This window comes from Sinorhizobium sp. CCBAU 05631 (assembly GCF_002288505.1).
Lineage (GTDB): Bacteria > Pseudomonadota > Alphaproteobacteria > Rhizobiales > Rhizobiaceae > Sinorhizobium > Sinorhizobium fredii_C.
The window spans coordinates 1,000,437-1,020,146 of the sequence record NZ_CP023063.1; the positions used below are offsets into that span (position 1 = coordinate 1,000,437).

Consider the following 19,710-nt stretch of genomic DNA (forward strand, 5'->3'; position numbering starts at 1 on the left):
GCATCATGGACGCTTTCATTTCGAGCTACGTCTGGCCCACGGCCATCATGATCGGCCAGTCGCTGCTGCTTCTGGTCGCGCTGCTGGTCTTCATCGCCTATATCCTGCTCGCCGACCGCAAGATCTGGGCCGCCGTGCAGCTTCGCCGCGGTCCTAACGTGGTGGGCCCTTGGGGACTTTTCCAGTCCTTTGCCGACCTTTTGAAATTCGTCTTCAAGGAACCGGTCATTCCGGCCGGCGCCAACAAGACGATCTTCCTGCTCGCGCCGCTCGTCTCGGTGACGCTGGCGCTTGCCGCCTGGGCCGTCATTCCGCTCAATGCGGGCTGGGTGATCGCGAACATCAATGTCGGCATCCTCTTCGTCTTTGCCATATCTTCTCTCGAGGTTTATGGCATCATCATGGGCGGCTGGGCGTCGAACTCGAAATATCCCTTCCTCGGCGCGCTGCGCTCCGCCGCTCAGATGGTGTCCTATGAAGTCTCGATCGGCTTTGTCATTGTCACGGTGCTGCTCTGCGTCGGTTCGCTCAACCTGACGGACATCGTCAATGCGCAGTCGGACGGCCTTGGAACGATGATCGGCCTGCCGGCCTCCTTCCTCGACTGGCACTGGCTGTCGCTGTTCCCGATGTTCATCGTGTTCTTCATCTCGGCGCTCGCCGAGACGAACCGTCCGCCCTTCGACCTGCCCGAAGCCGAGTCCGAACTCGTCGCCGGCTTCATGGTCGAATACGGCTCCACCCCGTACATGATGTTCATGCTCGGCGAATACGCTGCGATCTGCCTGATGTGCGCGCTGACGACGATCCTGTTCCTCGGCGGTTGGCTGCCGCCGGTCGATATCTGGATCCTGAACTGGGTGCCGGGCATCATCTGGTTCGTGCTGAAGGCCTCGCTCGTGTTCTTCATGTTCGCGATGGTCAAGGCTTTCGTCCCGCGCTACCGCTACGACCAGCTGATGCGTCTCGGCTGGAAGGTCTTCCTGCCGCTGTCGCTGGCGATGGTCGTCATCGTCGCATTCGTTCTGAAGCTCATGGGATGGGCATGATGCCCGCCCGCGCTTCGCTGCATACCGCCGGCCCCTCCCAGGCCGGCAAATTTGGAGGTAAATGATGGCCGGTCTTTCGCAAGCCGTCAGCTCGCTGTTCCTCAAGGAATTCGTCGGCGCATTCCTGCTGTCGATGCGGTATTTCTTCCGGCCGAAGGCGACCGTGAACTATCCCTTTGAAAAGGGCCCGGTCAGCCCGCGCTTCCGCGGCGAGCATGCGCTGCGCCGCTATCCGAACGGCGAAGAACGCTGCATCGCCTGCAAGCTCTGCGAGGCGATCTGTCCTGCCCAGGCCATCACCATCGAGGCCGGCCCGCGCCGCAACGACGGCACCCGCCGCACGGTGCGCTACGACATCGACATGGTGAAGTGCATCTATTGCGGCTTCTGCCAGGAAGCCTGTCCGGTCGATGCCATCGTTGAAGGGCCTAACTTCGAATTCGCCACTGAGACGCGCGAAGAGCTCTATTACGACAAGGAAAAGCTGCTCGCCAACGGCGACCGGTGGGAGCGGGAAATCGCGCGCAACATTGCAATGGACTCGCCCTACCGCTGAGGCCATTTGCGTAAACGCCGCATCGCGCCGCTCGCAAGGGGCACATGCGGAACGGTTTTGGCACTGGCCGGACAGACGTCCGGCTTTGCCTCATGGAGTGAGGGCGGTCGGCCTTCACGCCGAGCAAGACGAAAAAGGCACCGATCATGGGTCTGCAGGCTCTTTTTTTCTATCTTTTCGCCTTCATCGCGGTGGCGTCGGCATTCATGGTCATCGCGGCCAAGAACCCGGTCTATTCGGTTCTGTTCCTGATCCTGACCTTCTTCAATGCGGCCGGCCTCTTCCTGCTGACGGGCGCCGAGTTCCTGGCGATGATCCTGCTGGTGGTCTATGTCGGCGCTGTCGCGGTTCTCTTCCTTTTCGTGGTCATGATGCTCGACATCGACTTCGCCGAACTGCGGGCGGGCGTGCTGGAATACGCGCCGGTCGGTGCGCTGATCGGTCTGATCCTCGCCGCCGAATTGATCATCGTCGTTGGCGGTTCGACCTTCTCGCCGGAGATCGCCAAGGGCATTTCCATGCCGATCCCGGCGGCTACCGAGCGGACCAACACGGCGGCACTCGGGGACGTGCTCTACACCCATTACATCTATTTCTTCCAGATCGCCGGGCTCGTGCTGCTCGTCGCCATGATCGGCGCCATCGTGCTCACCCTGCGTCATCGTGAAAACATCAAGCGCCAGAGCATTCCGCGCCAGGTTGCCCGCTCGCCCGAGACCGCCGTCGAGGTGGTCACGGTCAAGCCGGGGCAGGGCCTTTAATCGGGACGCGAGGTCGAGGGATCGGAATATGGAAATCGGAATCTCCCACTATCTCACCGTCAGCGCCATTCTGTTCACGCTCGGCGTCTTCGGCATCTTCCTCAACCGGAAGAACGTCATCATCATCCTGATGTCGGTCGAGCTAATCCTGCTCGCGGTCAACATCAACATGGTCGCCTTCTCGTGGGTTCTCAAGGACATTACGGGCCAGGTCTTCGCGCTGTTCATTCTGACCGTCGCGGCCGCCGAAGCGGCCATCGGGCTTGCAATTCTCGTCGTCTTCTATCGCAATCGCGGCTCGATCGCCGTCGAAGACGTCAACATGATGAAGGGCTGACAGGGCCATGGACACCATTATCAAGGCTATCGTCTTTCTGCCTCTGATCGGCTTTCTGATCGCCGGCCTGCTCGGTACGCAGATCGGTGCCAAGGCATCCGAATATGTGACCAGCGGCCTGATGCTGATTGCGCTGGCGCTCTCCTGGTTTGTTTTCTTCGACGTCGCACTCGGCCACGAGGAGATGATCAAGGTCTCGGTGCTCCATTGGATCCAGTCGGGCAGCTTCGACGTCGAATGGGCCTTCCGCGTCGACTCGTTGACCGCCGTCATGTTCGTGGTCGTCAACACGGTCTCGACCCTGGTGCACATCTATTCGATCGGCTACATGCACCACGATCCGCATCGTCCGCGCTTCTTCGGCTACCTGTCGCTCTTCACCTTCGCGATGCTGATGCTGATCACGTCGGACAACCTGCTGCAGATGTTCTTCGGCTGGGAAGGCGTGGGCCTCGCGTCGTACTTGCTGATCGGCTTCTGGTACAAGAAACCCTCGGCCAATGCCGCGGCGATCAAGGCCTTCATCGTTAACCGTGTCGGCGACTTCGGCTTCTCGCTCGGCATCTTCTGCGTCTTCGTGCTCTTTGGCTCGATCAATCTCGAAACGGTCTTCGCCGCCGCCCAGAGCTACATTCCGGCTGAAGGCGCAGAGGCAGGGGAGGCGGTTATCACGCTCTTCGGCATGCACCTCGACAAGGGCGATGCGCTGACCGCAACCTGCCTGCTGCTCTTCATGGGCGCGATGGGTAAGTCGGCGCAGTTCCTGCTGCACACCTGGCTGCCGGATGCCATGGAAGGCCCGACGCCGGTTTCGGCCCTCATCCATGCCGCGACAATGGTGACCGCCGGCGTTTTCCTCGTCGCCCGCATGTCGCCGCTCTTTGAACTGTCGCCGGATGCGTTGACTGTCGTCACGCTGATCGGTGCGATCACTGCCTTCTTCGCCGCGACCGTCGGTCTGGTTCAGAACGACATCAAGCGAGTCATCGCCTATTCGACCTGTTCGCAGCTCGGCTACATGTTCGTGGCGCTCGGCGTCGGCGCTTACGGCGCGGCGATCTTCCACCTGTTCACGCACGCCTTCTTCAAGGCGCTGCTGTTCCTTGGCGCCGGTTCGGTGATCCACGCCGTCGATGGTGAGCAGGACATGCGCTACATGGGCGGCCTGCGCACCCATATCCCCGTCACCTACTGGATGATGTTCATCGGCACGATCGCGCTGACCGGCGTCGGTATTCCCGGCACGGTCATCGGCACGGCAGGCTTCTTCTCGAAGGATGCGATCATCGAATCCACCTTCGCGTCGCACAGCGTCGTTTCCGGAATCGCCTTTGCGCTTTTGGTGATCGCCGCTCTGTTCACCAGCTTCTATTCCTGGCGCCTCACCTTCATGACCTTCCACGGCACGCCGCGCGCGTCGCACGAGGTCATGCATCACGTCCACGAGTCGCCCCAGGTCATGCTGGTGCCGCTCTATATCCTCGCGCTCGGTGCGCTCGTCGCCGGCTTCCTGTTCCACGATTATTTCTTCGGCCATCACTACGCCGAATTCTGGCAGGGCGCGCTCTTCACGTCGGCCGAGAACGAAATCCTCGAGGAGTATCACCACGTTCCGCTGTGGGTGAAATGGAGCCCGTTCGTTGCCATGGCGCTCGGCCTGTTTACCGCCTGGTACATGTATATCCGTTCGCCGGAAACGCCGAAGTACCTCGCCCGGCAGCATCGCGGTCTCTACCAGTTCCTGCTCAACAAGTGGTATTTCGACGAGCTCTACGATTTCCTCTTCGTCCGCACCGCCAAGCGTCTCGGTACCTTCCTCTGGAAGGAGGGTGACGGCCGCGTCATCGACGGCTTCGGGCCGAACGGGGTGGCGGCGCGCGTTCTCGACGTGACCGATCGCGTCGTCCGGCTGCAGACCGGATACCTCTATCACTACGCGTTCGTCATGCTGATCGGCACTGCGGCGCTCGTTACCTGGATGATGCTCGGGAGTTCCTTCTGATGACCGATTGGCCCGTACTTTCCGCGGTCACCTTCCTGCCGCTGGTCGGCGCCCTGCTTCTCCTGCTGATGCGGGAAGACAGCGCCGCCGGACGCCGCAACATCCTGAACATCTCGCTCATGACCACGATCGTGGTTTTCGGCCTGTCGCTCTATGTCTGGTATCAGTTCGATCCGTCGAATCCCGGCTTCCAAATGGTCGAGAAGCATGAGTGGCTCGGCACCGGCATATCCTACCATCTCGGCATAGATGGTATTTCGGTGCTGTTCCTGCCGCTGACGGCATTTCTGATGCCGTTCTGCGTGCTGGCGAGCTGGGTCACGATCGAGAAGCGCCTGAAGGAATACATGATCGCGTTTCTGATCCTGGAAACGCTGATGCTCGGCGTCTTCGTCTCGCTCGACATCGTGCTCTTCTACGTCTTCTTCGAGGCGGGCCTCATCCCGATGTTCATCATCATCGGCGTCTGGGGCGGCAGGGACCGCGTCTATGCGAGCTACAAGTTCTTCCTTTACACGCTGCTCGGCTCGGTTCTGATGCTACTCGCCATCATGGCGATGTATTGGCAGGCCGGCACGACCGACATCACCGAACTGCTCAAGTACAATTTCCCGCGCCAGATGCAGACCTGGCTGTGGCTTGCCTTCTTTGCGTCCTTCGCGGTGAAGATGCCGATGTGGCCGGTCCATACCTGGCTTCCCGACGCGCACGTCCAGGCGCCGACGGCGGGCTCCGTCATCCTGGCCGGCATTCTCCTGAAGCTCGGCGGCTACGGCTTCCTGCGCTTCTCGCTGCCGATGTTCCCGCTGGCGTCCGATTATTTCGCGCCGCTCGTCTATACGCTGTCGATCATTGCGATCATCTACACCTCGCTGGTGGCTATGATGCAGAGCGACATCAAGAAGCTGATCGCCTATTCTTCCGTTGCCCACATGGGTTACGTGACGATGGGGACCTTTGCTGCGAATGTCCAGGGTGTTCAGGGCGCGATCTTCCAGATGCTCTCGCATGGCATCGTCTCGGGCGCGCTCTTCCTTTGCGTCGGCGTCGTCTACGACCGGCTGCACACGCGCGAAATCTCGGCCTATGGCGGTCTCGTCAACAACATGCCGAAATATGCCGTGGCCTTCATGGTGTTCACCATGGCCAATGTCGGTCTTCCGGGCACCTCGGGCTTCGTCGGCGAAGTCCTGACGCTGGTCGGCGCCTTCCGCGCCAATACCTGGGTTGCCCTCTTTGCGACCAGCGGCGTTATCCTGTCGGCCGCCTATGCCCTCTGGCTCTATCGCCGGGTGATCTTCGGCGCGCTGGAGAAGGATAGCCTCAAGGCGATGCTCGACCTGTCGACGCGCGAGAAGGTCATCCTCTATCCGCTGGTGATCCTTACGATCTTCTTCGGTGTCTATCCGGCGCCGGTCTTCGATGCGACGGCGGCCTCCGTGGATCTGCTCGTCAACAACTACGCCGCAGCCCTGCAGGCAGCGCAAGACGTTGCGCTTTCGGTGCACTGACCACAGGACGTGATTGGACATGACTGCTGAAACCCTTTTTGCAAGCCTGCAACTCTCAGTTCCCGAGCTGATCCTGGCGGTCGGCGCGCTGGTGCTGCTGATGGTCGGCGTCTATTCGAGCGAGCGCGCGACCCCCGTCGTGACCAGTCTCTCCATCGCGGTGCTCGCCATTGCCGGGCTGTGGCTCGTTCTGAACACCGGCGACGGCGAGGCCTATGGCGGCGCCTTCCTTTCGGATCCCTTCGCGAAATTCATGAAGGTTCTGGCGCTGATCGGCTCGGTCACCGTCATGGTGATGACCATCGGTCAGGCGCGCGCCGCGCAGATCGACCGCTTCGAGTTTCCGGTGCTGCTGCTGCTCGCAACCCTCGGCATGTTGCTGATGATCTCGGCCAATGACCTGATCTCGCTCTATCTGTCGCTGGAGCTGCAGTCGCTGGCGCTCTACGTCGTGGCCGCGATCAATCGCGACAGCGTGCGGTCCACCGAAGCGGGCCTCAAATATTTCGTTCTCGGCGCCTTGTCCTCGGGCATGCTGCTCTACGGCATGTCGCTCGTCTATGGCTTCACCGGCCATACCGGTTTCGACGAGATTGCCGCGGCGCTTACCGCGGAAGGCCGCTCGCTCGGCCTGGTCTTCGGCCTGGTCTTCATCCTTGCCGGCCTTGCCTTCAAGATCTCCGCGGTTCCGTTCCATATGTGGACGCCGGACGTCTATGAAGGCGCACCGACGCCGGTGACGGCCTTCTTTGCCGCCGCGCCGAAGGTTGCGGCCATGGCGATGCTCGTCCGCATTGTCATCGAGGCCTTCGAGCCGGTCGTCGCCGACTGGCGGCAGATCGTCGTCTTCATCTCGATCGCTTCGATGCTGCTCGGCTCCTTTGCGGCGATCGGCCAGCGCAACATCAAGCGGCTGATGGCCTATTCCTCGATCGGCCACATGGGCTATGCGCTCGTCGGTCTTGCCGCCGGGTCCATGGCCGGCGTGCGCGGCGTCATCCTCTACATGCTGATCTACATGGTGATGACGCTCGGCACCTTCGCCTGCATTCTCGCCATGCGCCACCGGGATGGCGAGCATGTCGAAGGCATCGATGACCTCGCCGGCCTGTCGCAGACCAATCCGTTCATGGCGACGGTGCTGACGATCCTGATGTTCTCGCTTGCCGGGATCCCGCCGCTTGCCGGCTTCTTCGCGAAATATTTCGTGTTCGTTGCCGCGATCGAAGCCCGGCTCTATGGTCTGGCGATCATTGGCGTCCTCGCATCCGTCGTCGGCGCTTACTATTACCTGCGCGTCATCAAGGTCATGTGGTTCGACGAGGCCAAGGGCGAATTTGCCCGCACGTCGGGCGAACTGCGTTTGGTCTATGGCCTTTCCGGCCTTTTCGTGCTCGGCTATGTGCTGATCGGCGGCCCGCTCGGTAATGCCGCCGAGGCGGCGGCGCGGACATTCTTTTGACCGGCGGGCAGGGCAGCGGCCGGATTTCGCCCGATGAATTCCGGCACATAGCGCTTGCCGAAACTGTCTCGACGAACAGCGAATGCCTGGCGCGGGCGCGAGAGGGTGATCCGGGCAATCTCTGGATCACCGCGGCGCGCCAGACCGGCGGCCGCGGTCGACGCGGCCGCGAGTGGTTTTCCGAGCCCGGCAATCTTTACGCATCCTTGCTGCTCATCGATCCGGCGCCGGTTAAGCACCTGCATTCCCTGCCGCTCGCTGCAGCCGTTGCGGTGCATCGGGCCATTCGCAGGGTCATGCCTTCGGGTTCGCCGGAAGTGGCGATCAAGTGGCCGAACGACATCTTGATCGATGGCCGGAAGACCTGCGGGACCTTGCTCGAGGGCGAAGCGCTTCCGGATGGCCGCCACGCTCTGGTGATCGGCTGCGGCGTCAACGTAGCGGTCATGCCGGAGACGGGGCTCTACCCGGTCACCTCGCTTCGGCGCGAGGGCGCCACGATCTCGGCCGAGGAACTATTCGCTCACCTGTTCGTGACAATGGCTGAGGCGCTTTCCATTTGGGATAGAGGCGCCGGCATTGCCGCGATCATCGATCAGTGGAAGGCCGCCGCGAAGGGCATTGGCGAGGCCATCACCGTTAACCTGCCGGACCGTTCGCTCGGCGGCCGCTTCGTCGGTATCGACGAAGACGGCCGGCTGCTGCTCGACACGGGCTCCGGTGGTGCGCCGCTGGCAATCGCCGCCGGCGACGTGTTTCTCGGATAAACAAGAATAGAGGCGCAGCGCAAAATGGCGCAGGAAGAAGAATTGGTGTTCTTGCCGCTCGGCGGCGTTGGCGAGATCGGTATGAATCTCGGCCTTTACGGCTATGGCAGCCCCGGCAGCCGCCAATGGATCATGGTCGATTGTGGCGTGACCTTTCCCGGTCCGGAACTGCCCGGCGTGGAACTCGTCCTGCCCGACATTTCCTTCCTCGCCGAGGAGCGCCGCAATCTCAAGGCGATCATCATTACCCACGCCCACGAGGACCACTACGGCGCCCTGAACGATCTCTGGCCGGGGCTGAACGTCCCGGTCTATGCCTCGCCGTTCACGGCCGGCATGCTCGAGGCGAAGCGCGACTTCGAAAAGAGCCGCGGCGAAATACCGGTGACCGTCTTTAAGGCGGGCGACCGCATCAATGTTGGCCCCTTCAGCATCGAGGCCGTCGGCGTCAACCATTCCATTCCCGAGCCGATGTCGCTGGTCATCCGCACGCCGCTCGGCGCCGTCGTGCATACGGGCGACTGGAAGATCGACCTGGAGCCATCGCTCGGCCCGATCACCAACGAAGCGCGTTTTCGTCAGATCGGCGAAGAGGGCGTGTTGGCGCTCGTCTGCGACTCGACCAATGCGCTGCGCGACGGCGTTTCGCCGTCCGAGCGCGAGGTATCGGAGAGCCTGGCGAAGATCATCGCCAATGCCGAGGGTCGCGTCGGCATCACCACCTTTTCATCGAATGTCGGCCGCATCCGCTCGGTCGCCGAAGCCGCGGAGGCCGCAGGCCGCGAAGTGCTCCTGCTCGGCAGTTCGATGAAGCGCGTTGTCGACGTCGCAAAGGACCTCGGCATCATGGAGGGGCTGAAGCCGTTCCTGGCCGAGGACGAGTTCGGCTATATCCCGCGCGACAAGGTGGTCGTCATTCTCACCGGGAGCCAGGGCGAGCCGCGCGCTGCACTTGCCAAGATCTCTCGGGACGAAATGCGCAATGTGGCGTTTTCGGCCGGCGACACGATCGTCTTTTCGTCGCGCACCATCCCCGGCAACGAAAAGGCGATCAACGACATCAAGAACGGCCTGATCGAGCAGGGCATCCACATCATCACCGACAGCGAGGCGCTGGTGCATGTGTCCGGCCATCCGCGCCGTAACGAACTGCAGCAGATGTATCAATGGGTGAAGCCCCAGATCGTCGTGCCGGTGCATGGCGAGGCGGCGCATCTGACGGCGCATGCCGAGCTTGCGCTCAACTCGGGCATCGCCAGCGTCCCGCGGCTGCGCAACGGCGAAATGCTGCGCCTGGCGCCCGGTCCCGCCGAGGTCATCGATGAGGCACCGCACGGCCGCATCTACAAGGACGGCACGCTGATCGGCGATTTCGACGAAATGGGCATTGGGGAACGGCGCAAGCTCTCCTTTGCCGGCCACGTCTCGGTCAACGTCGTGCTCGACAACCGTTACGACTTCCTCGGCGACCCGGACGTCGTGCCGATCGGGCTTCCGCAGTTCGACGACGAGGGCGACGACATGGACGACGTGCTCTATGACGCCGTGCTCGGGGCGGTGGAAAGCATCCCGCGCGCCAAGCGCAAGGATCTGGCGATGCTGCAGGAAGCGGTCCGGCGGGCGGTGCGCAGCACGGCCAACCAGATCTGGGGCAAGAAGCCGATCGTCACGGTCTTTGTCACCAAAGTCTGATTGGCCCGACCGGCGGGCCGGTGTAAACCGGTCGGAGCCCGCACGGCGCTGAAGGGGAGGAGGTTCGATGCTCGGCAGAGTGAATCACGTGGCGATCGCCGTACCGGACCTCGCGTCCGCGGCCGAAAACTATCGTGCCACCCTCGGAGCAACGGTCACCGAGCCGCAGGCTTTGCCGGAACATGGCGTGACGGTCGTTTTCGTCACGCTTCCCAACACCAAGGTCGAACTGCTGGAGCCGCTCGGCGATCAGTCGCCGATTGCCGCCTTTCTCGAAAAAAATCCGGCCGGTGGCATGCACCACATCTGCTACGAGGTGGAGGACATTCTTGCGGCGCGCGACCGGCTGCGGCAGGCGGGGGCACGTGTGCTGGGCGACGGCAATCCGAAGATCGGCGCCCACGGCAAGCCGGTCCTTTTCCTGCATCCGAAGGATTTCCACGGCACGTTGATCGAACTCGAAGAGGTGTGACAGTCGGGCGCGGCGGAGCGGTTTGCGCGATCCACAGCAAAGGCCCTATAAGGCGTTGCCTCGCAGAAATCGCTTCGACAGCCGCTTGCGATCGGCGCAATCAAGACGGTATGGCAGCAAGGCTGCTGCCAATGGGCGTTGCCCATCTGCATGTCTCCTTACATCGACCTCGATTTAAGGAAAAGACATGCAGCGATTCAAGTGCTACAGCGACCTTTGCGCGTCCGATGAGACGCCCCGGCGCTGTAAGCCTTCCATCAGGGAACCTGGATGTCCGCCTTTTCGATCTTTGCCGTCTATTTCATCATCTGGTGGCTGACGCTTTTTACCGTGCTGCCGTTCGGGGTGAGGACCCAGGCCGAGGAGAATGAGGTCGTGCCCGGCAGCGTCGAGAGCGCTCCGGCCCGCTTTCGTGGCCTGCGGGTGGTGCTGATCACGACGGTAATCGCCGGCTTGATCCATCTGGGCTGGTATGTGCTTTCCGTGAAGCTCGGATACGACCTCGATGCGATATTCGGCTTCATAGGTCCGAGAGGCTGAGGCGAGGGCGCTCGATCGGCCGCACAAGAAACGTGCCGCACTTTCATGGAGACGTTGCAGCAGCCGTTACGCACTTCGAACTCAGGCGCAGCCCTTGACAGTCGTCAAATCGACATATTTGCCCGCTGCTTCGTTTTCATTGGCGGGTAAATAGCAAAAAAAAACAAGGCCAAAGCCTTGTTTTCAAGTTTCGCGTGATCTTTGAACCGTTGCCGGCGGCAGCGAACGAGCGCGCCTAAGATCTTATCCTCCCAAGACTTGACCGCGAAATTCGGCAAGAATTTGGTCTTCTTGCCTGTTTTGTGAGCCGAAACTAGCTCAAACATTGGGCTATGTCACCAGCTTTTTTTGCATTTTTGCTACAGTTTGGCAAAAAAATCCGATTGACAGAAATGGGCCTTGTCCTGTTACTACCGTGCTCTTTTGACGCAGGTCGGAGAGAGCGTTTCCGCCGCAGCGTCATTTTCGGTGTGGCTTTCTTCCCGATCTAGCAGGGTTTTCTTCCGCGCGCGAAGCGGCTATGAACGCTGAACTCGGAAGTTCCCGTGGCCGCGCCGATGGGAAATCAAGAGCCCGATTTCAAACGGCAATCGCCACCTCCGCCTGTTGGAGGGCGATGGCGGCTGCCGCAGCACAACGTCATTTCGCCCGAATCCACCGATAGTGCGAGAGCCACCAGTTCCGGAACCCGTCATGCGCCTGTCCCGCTATTTCATGCCCATTCTGAAGGAAAACCCGAAGGAAGCGGAGATCGTTTCCCATCGCCTGATGCTGAGGACCGGCATGATCCGCCAGCAGTCGGCCGGCATCTATAGCTGGCTGCCGCTCGGCAAGCGCGTGCTCGACAAGGTCAATGCGATTATTCGCGAGGAACAGAACCGGTCCGGCGCGGTCGAGCTCCTGATGCCGACTTTGCAATCGGCGGAGCTCTGGCAGGAGAGCGGCCGCTACGATGCCTACGGCAAGGAGATGCTGCGCATCAAGGACCGGCAGGATCGGCCGATGCTCTACGGGCCGACGAACGAGGAGATGATTACCGACATCTTCCGCTCCTATGTGAAGTCCTATCGGAACCTGCCTCTCAATCTCTACCACATCCAGTTGAAGTTCCGCGACGAGATCCGTCCGCGCTTCGGCACCATGCGCTCGCGCGAGTTCCTGATGAAGGATGCCTACTCCTTCGACCTCGATCGAGAGGGCGCGGAGCATGCCTATAACAAGATGTTCGCCGCCTATCTGCGGACCTTCGACCGCATGGGCCTGCGCGCCATTCCGATGCGCGCGGACACCGGCCCGATCGGCGGCAACCTTAGCCATGAATTCATCATTCTTGCCGATACAGGCGAGTCCGAGGTGTTCTGCCACAAGGATTTCCTCGGCTTCGACATTCCGGGCAAGGAGACGAATTTCGATGACGTCGGCGGGCTGAAGGCGATCTTCGACAAGTGGACTTCGCGTTATGCCGCCACCTCGGAAATGCACGACGAGGCCGCCTTCAACGCTATTTCCGAGGGCGACCGGCTGTCGGCGCGCGGCATCGAGGTCGGTCACATCTTCTATTTCGGCACGAAATATTCGGAGGCGATGGGTGCCAAGGTGCTTGGACCCGACGGCAAGGAGCACACCGTGCACATGGGGTCCTATGGCATCGGCCCGACACGCCTGGTGCCGGCGATCATCGAAGCCTCGCATGACGAGAACGGCATCATCTGGCCGAAATCGGTGGCTCCGTTCGACGCGGTCGTCATCAACATGAAAGCGGGCGACGCCGCTTGCGATGCGGCCTGCGGCACGCTCTACTCCGACCTCGGCAAGGCGGGATTCGACGTCCTTCTGGACGACACGGACGACCGCGCCGGCGCTAAGTTCGCGACCGCCGATCTTATCGGCGTTCCCGTGCAGATCATCGTCGGGCCGCGCTCGGTCGCCAATGGCGAGGTCGAGGTGAAGGACCGCAAGACCGGCGCGCGCGAGACGATGACGGTGGAAGCCGCAATCAACAAGCTGGTTGCGAACAGATAGAGGCAAGGACGACGATGACCGCGGCGACGGAAGAGCAAGTGCAGGTTGCCGCGCCATCCGGCATAAGGTCCAGTCGTCCCTTCTCCGCCTTCGAGCGCATGGTCGCCTGGCGCTATCTGCGCTCGCGCCGCAAGGAAGCCTTCATTTCCGTCATAGCCGGCTTTTCCTTCATCGGCATCATGCTCGGCGTGGCGACGCTGATCATCGTCATGGCAGTGATGAACGGTTTCCGCACCGAGCTGATATCGCGCATTCTCGGAATGAACGGCCATGTGATCGTCCAGCCGCTCGACGGGCCGCTCACCAACTATGCCGAGCTCGCCACCAAATTCTCGGCCGTCCCAGGGGTGACGATGGCGATCCCCCTGGTCGAGGGGCAGGTGCTCGCGCAGGGCGTTGGCGACGCCTCGACTGGCGCCCTGGTTCGCGGCATCCGGGCGGAAGACCTCGCGAAGCTCAAATCGATCTCGGAGCACATCCAATCCGGCGACCTCGTCGGCTTTGCCTCGGGTGCCGGCGTTGCCATCGGCTCGCGCATGGCCGAACAGTTGGGAATTCGCGTCGGCGGAACGATTACGCTCACCTCGCCGAACGGCGACGTCACACCCCTCGGCATGAATCCCCGCGTCAAGGCCTATACCGTTTCGGCGATCTTCGAGATGGGCATGTCGGAATATGACGCGACGATCGTCTTCATGCCGCTAGAGGAAGCGCAGCTCTATTTCAATGCCGAGGGCCTCGTCCAGTCGATTGAGCTTTTCGTCGAGCAGCCGGACGCCGTCGACGCCTTGCGCAAGCCGATCGAGGACGCCGCCGGACGGCAGGTCTACCTGACGGACTGGCGGGACCGCAACAGAACCTTCTTCTCGGCGCTCGAGGTCGAGCGCAACGTGATGTTCATGATCCTGACGCTGATCGTGCTCGTCGCCGCGCTCAATATCGTTTCCGGCCTGATCATGCTGGTGAAGGACAAGGGCAGCGACATCGCCATTCTGCGCACGATGGGTGCGACCTCCGGCTCGGTGATGCGCATCTTCTTCATGACGGGGGCGGCGATCGGCGTTACAGGAACGATCGCCGGCGTCATTCTCGGCGTGGTCGTCTGCCTCAACATCGAGTCGATCCGCCAGTTCTTCTCCTGGGTCTCCGGCACGACGCTCTTCGATCCGGAGCTCTACTTCCTTAGCCAGCTGCCGGCCGACATGAATGCCGACGAGACCATCTCCGTCGTCATCATGGCGCTGGCGCTCTCCTTCCTGGCGACGATCTTCCCGGCCTGGCGCGCCTCGCGCCTCGATCCGGTGCAGGCCCTGCGGTACGAATAAGGACAAGAACGTAGATGAATGCGCGCGTGGCACTGCAGCTCTCCGGCGTCGAGCGGCACTATGGCGAGGGGGATACCTACCTGCCGATCCTCAAGGGTGCCGACCTGACGCTGCGGAGCGGCGAGACGATTGCGCTCGTCGCGCCCTCGGGCACCGGGAAGTCGACCCTGCTTCACCTCGCCGGGCTGCTCGAACATCCGGACGAAGGAGACGTGATCGTCAACGGCATCCCATGCAACGGCCTCAGCGACGACCGGCGCACGGCGATCCGCCGCAACGAGATCGGCTTTGTCTATCAGTTTCACCACTTGCTGCCGGAATTCTCAGCGCTCGAGAACATCATGATGCCGCAACTGATCGCCGGCTTGTCCAAGGCGGAGGCGGCCGAGAGGGCGAGGGCACTGCTGGACTACATGCGGATCGGACACCGGGCTGCACACCGGCCGGCCGAACTTTCCGGCGGCGAGCAGCAACGTGTGGCGATCGCCCGGGCGGTCGCCAACGCGCCGCTCATCCTGCTGGCCGACGAACCGACCGGCAACCTCGACCCCGAGACGGCTGGCTATGTCTTCGAGGCGATGGAAGCCCTTGCGCGTCAGTCAGGCCTAGCGGCGCTGATCGCCACCCACAATCACGAACTTGCTGCTCTTATGGATCGTTGCGTGACGATCGAGGACGGCAAGGTCGTCGAACTTCGATAGGCCGGAAGGAAGCTCACGGCACGATCAGTCCGCCGCGATAATCCAGCTCATAGGCCTCTTCGCCATCGACGAATATGGTCTCGCGTCCGGAAAAGTGGTCGGTCCCGCCGCGGCTGCTGTCGATATAGCAACCATAGGCGTGCTGATATTCCATGCCGCCGAGGAAGTGGCGCTTTTCGTGATACATCGTCTGCAGCGCCGCCTTGATGACGGCGCCGGCCCGTCGCGCATCGATCAGTTCCGGTCGGACGATCCGGCCGAAATAATTCATCGCCCAGCACGGCTTGCCGTCGTGCCAGACCGCTTCCTGACCGGCGAAGTCGCTGCCGCCGAAGTAGCTGTCGAGATAACGCCAGGCCCCGCGCTGATGGCCAATATCGTGGGAGCCTGTCCGGCACGCCGGCAGCCTGGCGCCATCACTGACATAGGTTTTAGCCTTAGCTTCGACGATGAAGTCTGTGAGTTCGTCGATGTTGATCAGGGGCGTTCCCCTGGTATTGGATTGAGGATGCCTCAAGAGGATGCGCGTGTAAAGAACAAATGGTGAACAAACATCTCCGCACGGCAGTCTTTTTGGCGGCAGATCGCCCCAAGGCCTTGCGTTTCGACGCCACCCTATTCGTCGATTCGGTCGGCCTGGCGTTTTGCCAGTCGCGTGGAAAGCTGATCGCCTTGGTTGCATTAACCATAGCCGGTGAATAACGGGCGTTTCATGCGCGCTTGCTTGACTATTGAACAAAAATAGAACAAAAAAAGAACAATAGCCGAAAGGAGCCATGTTATGACTGATTTCGTCCGTGATCTCGCTGCCTTCGCCTCGATGACCCTTTTCATCGCCAGCATCTCGGTGATCGCACTCGGCATGTGACCGCTCCACCGTTTCCCACGGTCCTCCGCTCTGCGGCCCTGGCAAAAACATCCCCGACAGGGCCGGAAGACTGGACAGTCGCGGCGGGAAACAGGATATCCTCGCACCGAACAGGAATCGGAGTGCGGCAATGGCAGGCGAGGATAGCATTGGGCAGAGCATGGCGGACGCGAATCCGCAATTCGTTCACCTGCGCGTGCACTCGGCATATTCGCTGCTCGAAGGCGCGCTGCCGCTGAAGAAGATCATCGCCAAGGCGGTGGCCGACGATCAGCCGGCCATCGGCATCGCCGACACGAACAACCTTTTCGCGGCGCTGGAATTTTCCCAGAAGGCGGCGGACGAGGGATTGCAACCGATCATCGGCTGCCAGCTCTCCATCGACATGGAGGACGAGGCGGAGGGGGAGCGGCGCGGTCACGCGCAGCAGCTCGCCAAGCTGCCTTCGATCGTCCTGATTGCCGCGACCGACGCAGGCTATGTCCGTCTCGTCGACCTGGTCAGCCGCGCCTATCTCGAAGGCGAAGGTCATCAGGCGGCGCGGGTGACGCGCTCCTGGCTCGCGGCGGGCGGCACCGATGGTCTGATCGCGCTGACGGGCGCCGGCAGCGGCCCGGTCGATCTGGCGCTGAAGGCCGGTTCGTCCGCTCTTGCCGAGGGGCGCCTCAAGGCGCTGGTCGAGCTGTTCGGCAATCGCCTCTATATCGAACTGCAACGGCACGGCAGCTATGATCGACGTCATGAGAGCCGGCTGGTCGAGCTCGCCTATCGCTACGACATTCCGCTCGTGGCGACGAACGAGGCCTTTTTCCCGTCGCCGGCCGACTATGATGCGCATGACGCGTTGATGGCCGTTGCCCACAATGCCGTCGTCTCTGACGACCGCCGCTTCCGGCTGACGTCGGATCACTATCTCAAGAGCCGCAAGGAGATGGCAGCGCTTTTCGCCGATCTTCCGGAAGCGCTGGAAAACACCGTCGAGATCGCGCGGCGCTGCTCCTTCATGCTGAAGACCCGCGGGCCGATCCTGCCGCGCTTCACCGGTGCCTCGGACGATCCCGTCGAGGCCGAGCGAGCCGAGTCCGCCGAGCTTCGCCGCCAGGCGGAGGAGGGGCTGGAGAAGCGGCTCGCCAAGCTCGGCATGGCGCCGGGCTACAAGGAAGAAGACTATCGCGAGCGCTTGGCCTTCGAACTCGGCGTCATCGAGCGCATGAAGTTTCCGGGTTATTTCCTGATCGTTGCCGACTTCATCAAATGGGCGAAGCAGCACGACATCCCCGTCGGTCCGGGCCGCGGCTCGGGCGCCGGCTCGCTGGTCGCCTATGCGCTGACGATCACCGACGTCGATCCGATGCGCTTCTCGCTCCTCTTCGAGCGCTTCCTCAATCCCGAGCGCGTCTCGATGCCGGACTTCGACATCGACTTCTGCCAGGACCGCCGCGAAGAGGTGATCCGCTACGTGCAGCAGAAATACGGCCGCGAGCAGGTGGCGCAGATCATCACCTTCGGATCGCTGCAGGCGCGTGCGGCGCTGCGCGACGTCGGCCGCGTGCTCGAAATGCCCTACGGCCAGGTCGACAAGATCTGCAAGCTGGTGCCGAACAATCCGGCAAACCCGACGCCGCTGTCGAAGGCGATCGAGGAGGAGCCGCGCCTTAAGGAGGAGGCGGAAAAGGAACCGGTCGTCGGCCGGCTGCTCGATATCGCGCAGAAGATCGAGGGTCTCTACCGCCACGCCTCGACCCATGCGGCGGGCATCGTCATCGGCGACCGTCCGCTGTCGCAACTGGTGCCGATGTACCGCGATCCGCGCTCCGACATGCCGGTCACCCAGTTCAACATGAAATGGGTCGAGCAGGCAGGCCTCGTCAAATTCGACTTCCTCGGACTGAAGACCCTAACCGTGCTGAAGACGGCGGTCGACTTCGTCGCCAAGCGCGGCATTCAGGTCGATCTGGCGAGCATTCCGCTCGACGATCCCAAGACCTACGAGATTCTGTCCCGCGGCGAGACGGTCGGGGTGTTCCAGGTGGAAAGTGCCGGCATGCGCAAAGCGCTGATCGGCATGCGGCCGGACTGCATCGAGGACATCATCGCGCTGGTGGCGCTCTACCGTCCGGGTCCGATGGAAAACATCCCGGTCTACAACGCCCGCAAGCATGGCGAGGAAGAGATCGAATCGATTCATCCGAAAATCGATTACCTGCTCAAGGAAACGCAAGGCGTTATCGTCTACCAGGAGCAGGTGATGCAGATCGCCCAGGTGCTGTCGGGCTATTCACTCGGCGAGGCCGATCTCTTGCGCCGCGCCATGGGCAAGAAAATCAAGGAGGAGATGGACAAGCAGCGCGCCCGCTTCGTCGAGGGCGCGGTCGGCAATGGCGTGTCGAAGCCGCAGGCGGACCTGATCTTCGATCTGCTCGCCAAATTCGCCAATTACGGCTTCAACAAGTCGCATGCGGCCGCCTACGCCATCGTCTCCTACCAGACCGCCTATATGAAGGCGCATTATCCGGTCGAGTTCCTCGCGGCGTCGATGACGCTCGACATGTCGAACACTGAGAAGATCAACGACTTCCGCCAGGACGCGATGCGCCTCGGAATTCAGGTTATCGCCCCCTCGGTGCAGAGCTCGTTCCGTCCTTTCGAGACCGGCGACAACCGGATCTATTACTCGCTGGCCGCCATCAAGGGCGTCGGTGAATCCGCCGTCGACCACATCGTTGCCGTTCGCGGCGACCGTCCCTTCGCGAGCCTCGAGGATTTCTGCCTCCGGATCGACCCGAAACTTCTGAACCGGCGCGTCTTTGAAAGCCTGATCGCCGCCGGTGCTTTCGACTGCTTCGGTTACGACCGGGCCGAGCTCATCGGCGGCCTCGACCGGATTCTCGGCTTTGCGCAGCGCGCCCAGGAAAACAAGCTCAGCGGCCAGAGCGACATGTTCGGCGCGGGCGCTGCGACGGGTCCCGAAAAGATCGCTCTGCCGGCCTACACGCCCTGGCTTGCCTCGGAGAAGCTGCACCGCGAGTTCCAGGTGCTCGGCTTCTACCTTTCCGCCCATCCGCTCGATACCTACAACAATCTCCTGGCGAAGATGCGGGTGCAGACATTCGCGGATTTTTCCGCCGCCGTGAAGAAAGGGGCGACCGCGGGCCGCCTTGCCGGCACCGTGACGTCGAAGCAGGAGCGCAAGACGCGTACCGGCAACAAGATGGGCATCGTCGCCTTCTCCGATGCGTCGGGCCAGTTCGAGGCGGTGCTGTTTTCCGAAATGCTGCACCAGTATCGGGACCTGCTGGAACCCGGCAAGTCGCTGGTGATGACGGTAGACGCGGAGGAGCGGCCGGAAGGCGTCGGCCTTCGCATCCGGACGCTGCGGTCGCTCGAAGAGGAATCGCTGCAAATGCAGAAGGCGCTGCGCGTCTATGTGCGGGACTCCGGCCCCTTACGCTCCATCGCCTCGCACCTCAACGCCAAGGGCGACGGCCTCGTCTCCTTCATCGTCATCAAGGACAACGGTCAGCGGGAGATCGAGGTCGAGCTCAGCGAGAGATACCGGATCTCGCCGGAAATCGCTGCGGCCCTTCGCTCCGCGCCGGGTGTCGTGGACGTCGAGCTGGTATAGGCACCGGCCGCAAGCGTCAG

General features: G+C 62.0%; 18 protein-coding genes. 16 read left to right on the top strand and 2 right to left on the bottom strand.

Going from position 1 to position 19,710, the window contains the following annotated elements:
* The first annotated feature begins 5 nt into the window (after positions 1-5).
* The 11 genes from nuoH (at position 6) to SS05631_RS04835 (ending at position 11,149) form a co-directional block, all read left to right on the top strand.
* Complete coding sequence (gene nuoH / locus SS05631_RS04785) at positions 6-1,049, top strand: NADH-quinone oxidoreductase subunit NuoH (RefSeq protein ID WP_037414126.1); 1,044 nt, start codon at positions 6-8, stop codon at positions 1,047-1,049.
* A gap of 64 nt (positions 1,050-1,113) precedes the next feature.
* A complete protein-coding gene (nuoI, locus tag SS05631_RS04790; RefSeq protein WP_037414127.1) occupies positions 1,114-1,605 on the top strand; it encodes an NADH-quinone oxidoreductase subunit NuoI in 492 nt (163 codons plus the stop codon).
* 146 nt (positions 1,606-1,751) lie between these two features.
* Positions 1,752-2,366 carry an NADH-quinone oxidoreductase subunit J gene (locus SS05631_RS04795; protein WP_037414129.1) on the top strand — a complete coding sequence of 205 codons (615 nt, stop codon included), beginning with the start codon at positions 1,752-1,754 and terminating at the stop codon, positions 2,364-2,366.
* A 28-nt stretch (positions 2,367-2,394) separates the two neighbouring features.
* Positions 2,395-2,703 (top strand): NADH-quinone oxidoreductase subunit NuoK, encoded by a 309-nt coding sequence (nuoK, locus tag SS05631_RS04800; RefSeq protein WP_037414132.1) that lies wholly within the window; start codon positions 2,395-2,397, stop codon positions 2,701-2,703.
* 7 nt (positions 2,704-2,710) lie between these two features.
* Positions 2,711-4,705, top strand: coding sequence for an NADH-quinone oxidoreductase subunit L (nuoL, locus tag SS05631_RS04805; protein ID WP_037414134.1), 1,995 nt, complete (start codon positions 2,711-2,713; stop codon positions 4,703-4,705).
* Entirely contained in the window at positions 4,705-6,216 is a 1,512-nt protein-coding gene (locus SS05631_RS04810) for an NADH-quinone oxidoreductase subunit M (RefSeq protein WP_037414135.1), read from the top strand. Before nuoL ends, SS05631_RS04810 begins: the two co-directional genes overlap by 1 nt.
* A 19-nt stretch (positions 6,217-6,235) precedes the next feature.
* The gene (gene nuoN / locus SS05631_RS04815; RefSeq protein WP_037414137.1) at positions 6,236-7,678 is read left to right on the top strand and encodes an NADH-quinone oxidoreductase subunit NuoN; all 1,443 of its coding nucleotides are present in this window, start codon (positions 6,236-6,238) and stop codon (positions 7,676-7,678) included.
* On the top strand, positions 7,675-8,445 hold the full coding sequence (locus SS05631_RS04820) for a biotin--[acetyl-CoA-carboxylase] ligase (RefSeq protein ID WP_037414140.1): 771 nt from the start codon (positions 7,675-7,677) through the stop codon (positions 8,443-8,445). Before nuoN ends, SS05631_RS04820 begins: the two co-directional genes overlap by 4 nt.
* A gap of 24 nt (positions 8,446-8,469) precedes the next feature.
* Positions 8,470-10,137 carry a ribonuclease J gene (locus SS05631_RS04825; protein WP_037414142.1) on the top strand — a complete coding sequence of 556 codons (1,668 nt, stop codon included), beginning with the start codon at positions 8,470-8,472 and terminating at the stop codon, positions 10,135-10,137.
* Between the two features lie 67 nt (positions 10,138-10,204).
* Positions 10,205-10,609, top strand: a complete 405-nt coding sequence (gene mce, locus SS05631_RS04830) for a methylmalonyl-CoA epimerase (protein ID WP_037414144.1) — start codon at positions 10,205-10,207, stop codon at positions 10,607-10,609.
* Positions 10,610-10,879: 270 nt separating this feature from the next.
* Complete coding sequence (locus SS05631_RS04835; RefSeq protein WP_037414146.1) at positions 10,880-11,149, top strand: DUF1467 family protein; 270 nt, start codon at positions 10,880-10,882, stop codon at positions 11,147-11,149.
* Between the two features lie 104 nt (positions 11,150-11,253).
* Here the strand turns inward: SS05631_RS04835 and SS05631_RS04840 are convergent, their stop codons facing one another.
* The gene (locus SS05631_RS04840) at positions 11,254-11,475 is read right to left on the bottom strand and encodes a hypothetical protein (protein WP_037414148.1); all 222 of its coding nucleotides are present in this window, start codon (positions 11,473-11,475) and stop codon (positions 11,254-11,256) included.
* 367 nt (positions 11,476-11,842) lie between these two features.
* Between SS05631_RS04840 and proS the strand changes: the two genes are divergently transcribed.
* From proS to SS05631_RS04855, 3 genes are read left to right on the top strand one after another with little or no spacing between them, the layout of a single operon-like run.
* Positions 11,843-13,171, top strand: a complete 1,329-nt coding sequence (gene proS, locus SS05631_RS04845; RefSeq protein WP_037414149.1) for a proline--tRNA ligase — start codon at positions 11,843-11,845, stop codon at positions 13,169-13,171.
* A 14-nt stretch (positions 13,172-13,185) separates the two neighbouring features.
* Entirely contained in the window at positions 13,186-14,496 is a 1,311-nt protein-coding gene (locus SS05631_RS04850; protein WP_037414151.1) for a lipoprotein-releasing ABC transporter permease subunit, read from the top strand.
* A 14-nt stretch (positions 14,497-14,510) separates the two neighbouring features.
* The gene (locus tag SS05631_RS04855) at positions 14,511-15,197 is read left to right on the top strand and encodes an ABC transporter ATP-binding protein (RefSeq protein ID WP_037414153.1); all 687 of its coding nucleotides are present in this window, start codon (positions 14,511-14,513) and stop codon (positions 15,195-15,197) included.
* A 13-nt stretch (positions 15,198-15,210) separates the two neighbouring features.
* Here SS05631_RS04855 and SS05631_RS04860 read toward each other — a convergent pair whose 3' ends face one another.
* Positions 15,211-15,678 carry a DUF5680 domain-containing protein gene (locus SS05631_RS04860; protein WP_037414245.1) on the bottom strand — a complete coding sequence of 156 codons (468 nt, stop codon included), beginning with the start codon at positions 15,676-15,678 and terminating at the stop codon, positions 15,211-15,213.
* A gap of 62 nt (positions 15,679-15,740) precedes the next feature.
* On the opposite strand from SS05631_RS04860, the gene SS05631_RS30885 reads away from it, so the two are divergent.
* Both SS05631_RS30885 and dnaE read left to right on the top strand, forming a co-directional pair.
* Positions 15,741-15,899 (top strand): hypothetical protein, encoded by a 159-nt coding sequence (locus SS05631_RS30885; protein WP_157213147.1) that lies wholly within the window; start codon positions 15,741-15,743, stop codon positions 15,897-15,899.
* A 296-nt stretch (positions 15,900-16,195) separates the two neighbouring features.
* Positions 16,196-19,690, top strand: a complete 3,495-nt coding sequence (gene dnaE / locus SS05631_RS04865) for a DNA polymerase III subunit alpha (RefSeq protein ID WP_037414155.1) — start codon at positions 16,196-16,198, stop codon at positions 19,688-19,690.
* The last annotated feature ends 20 nt before the right edge of the window (positions 19,691-19,710 follow it).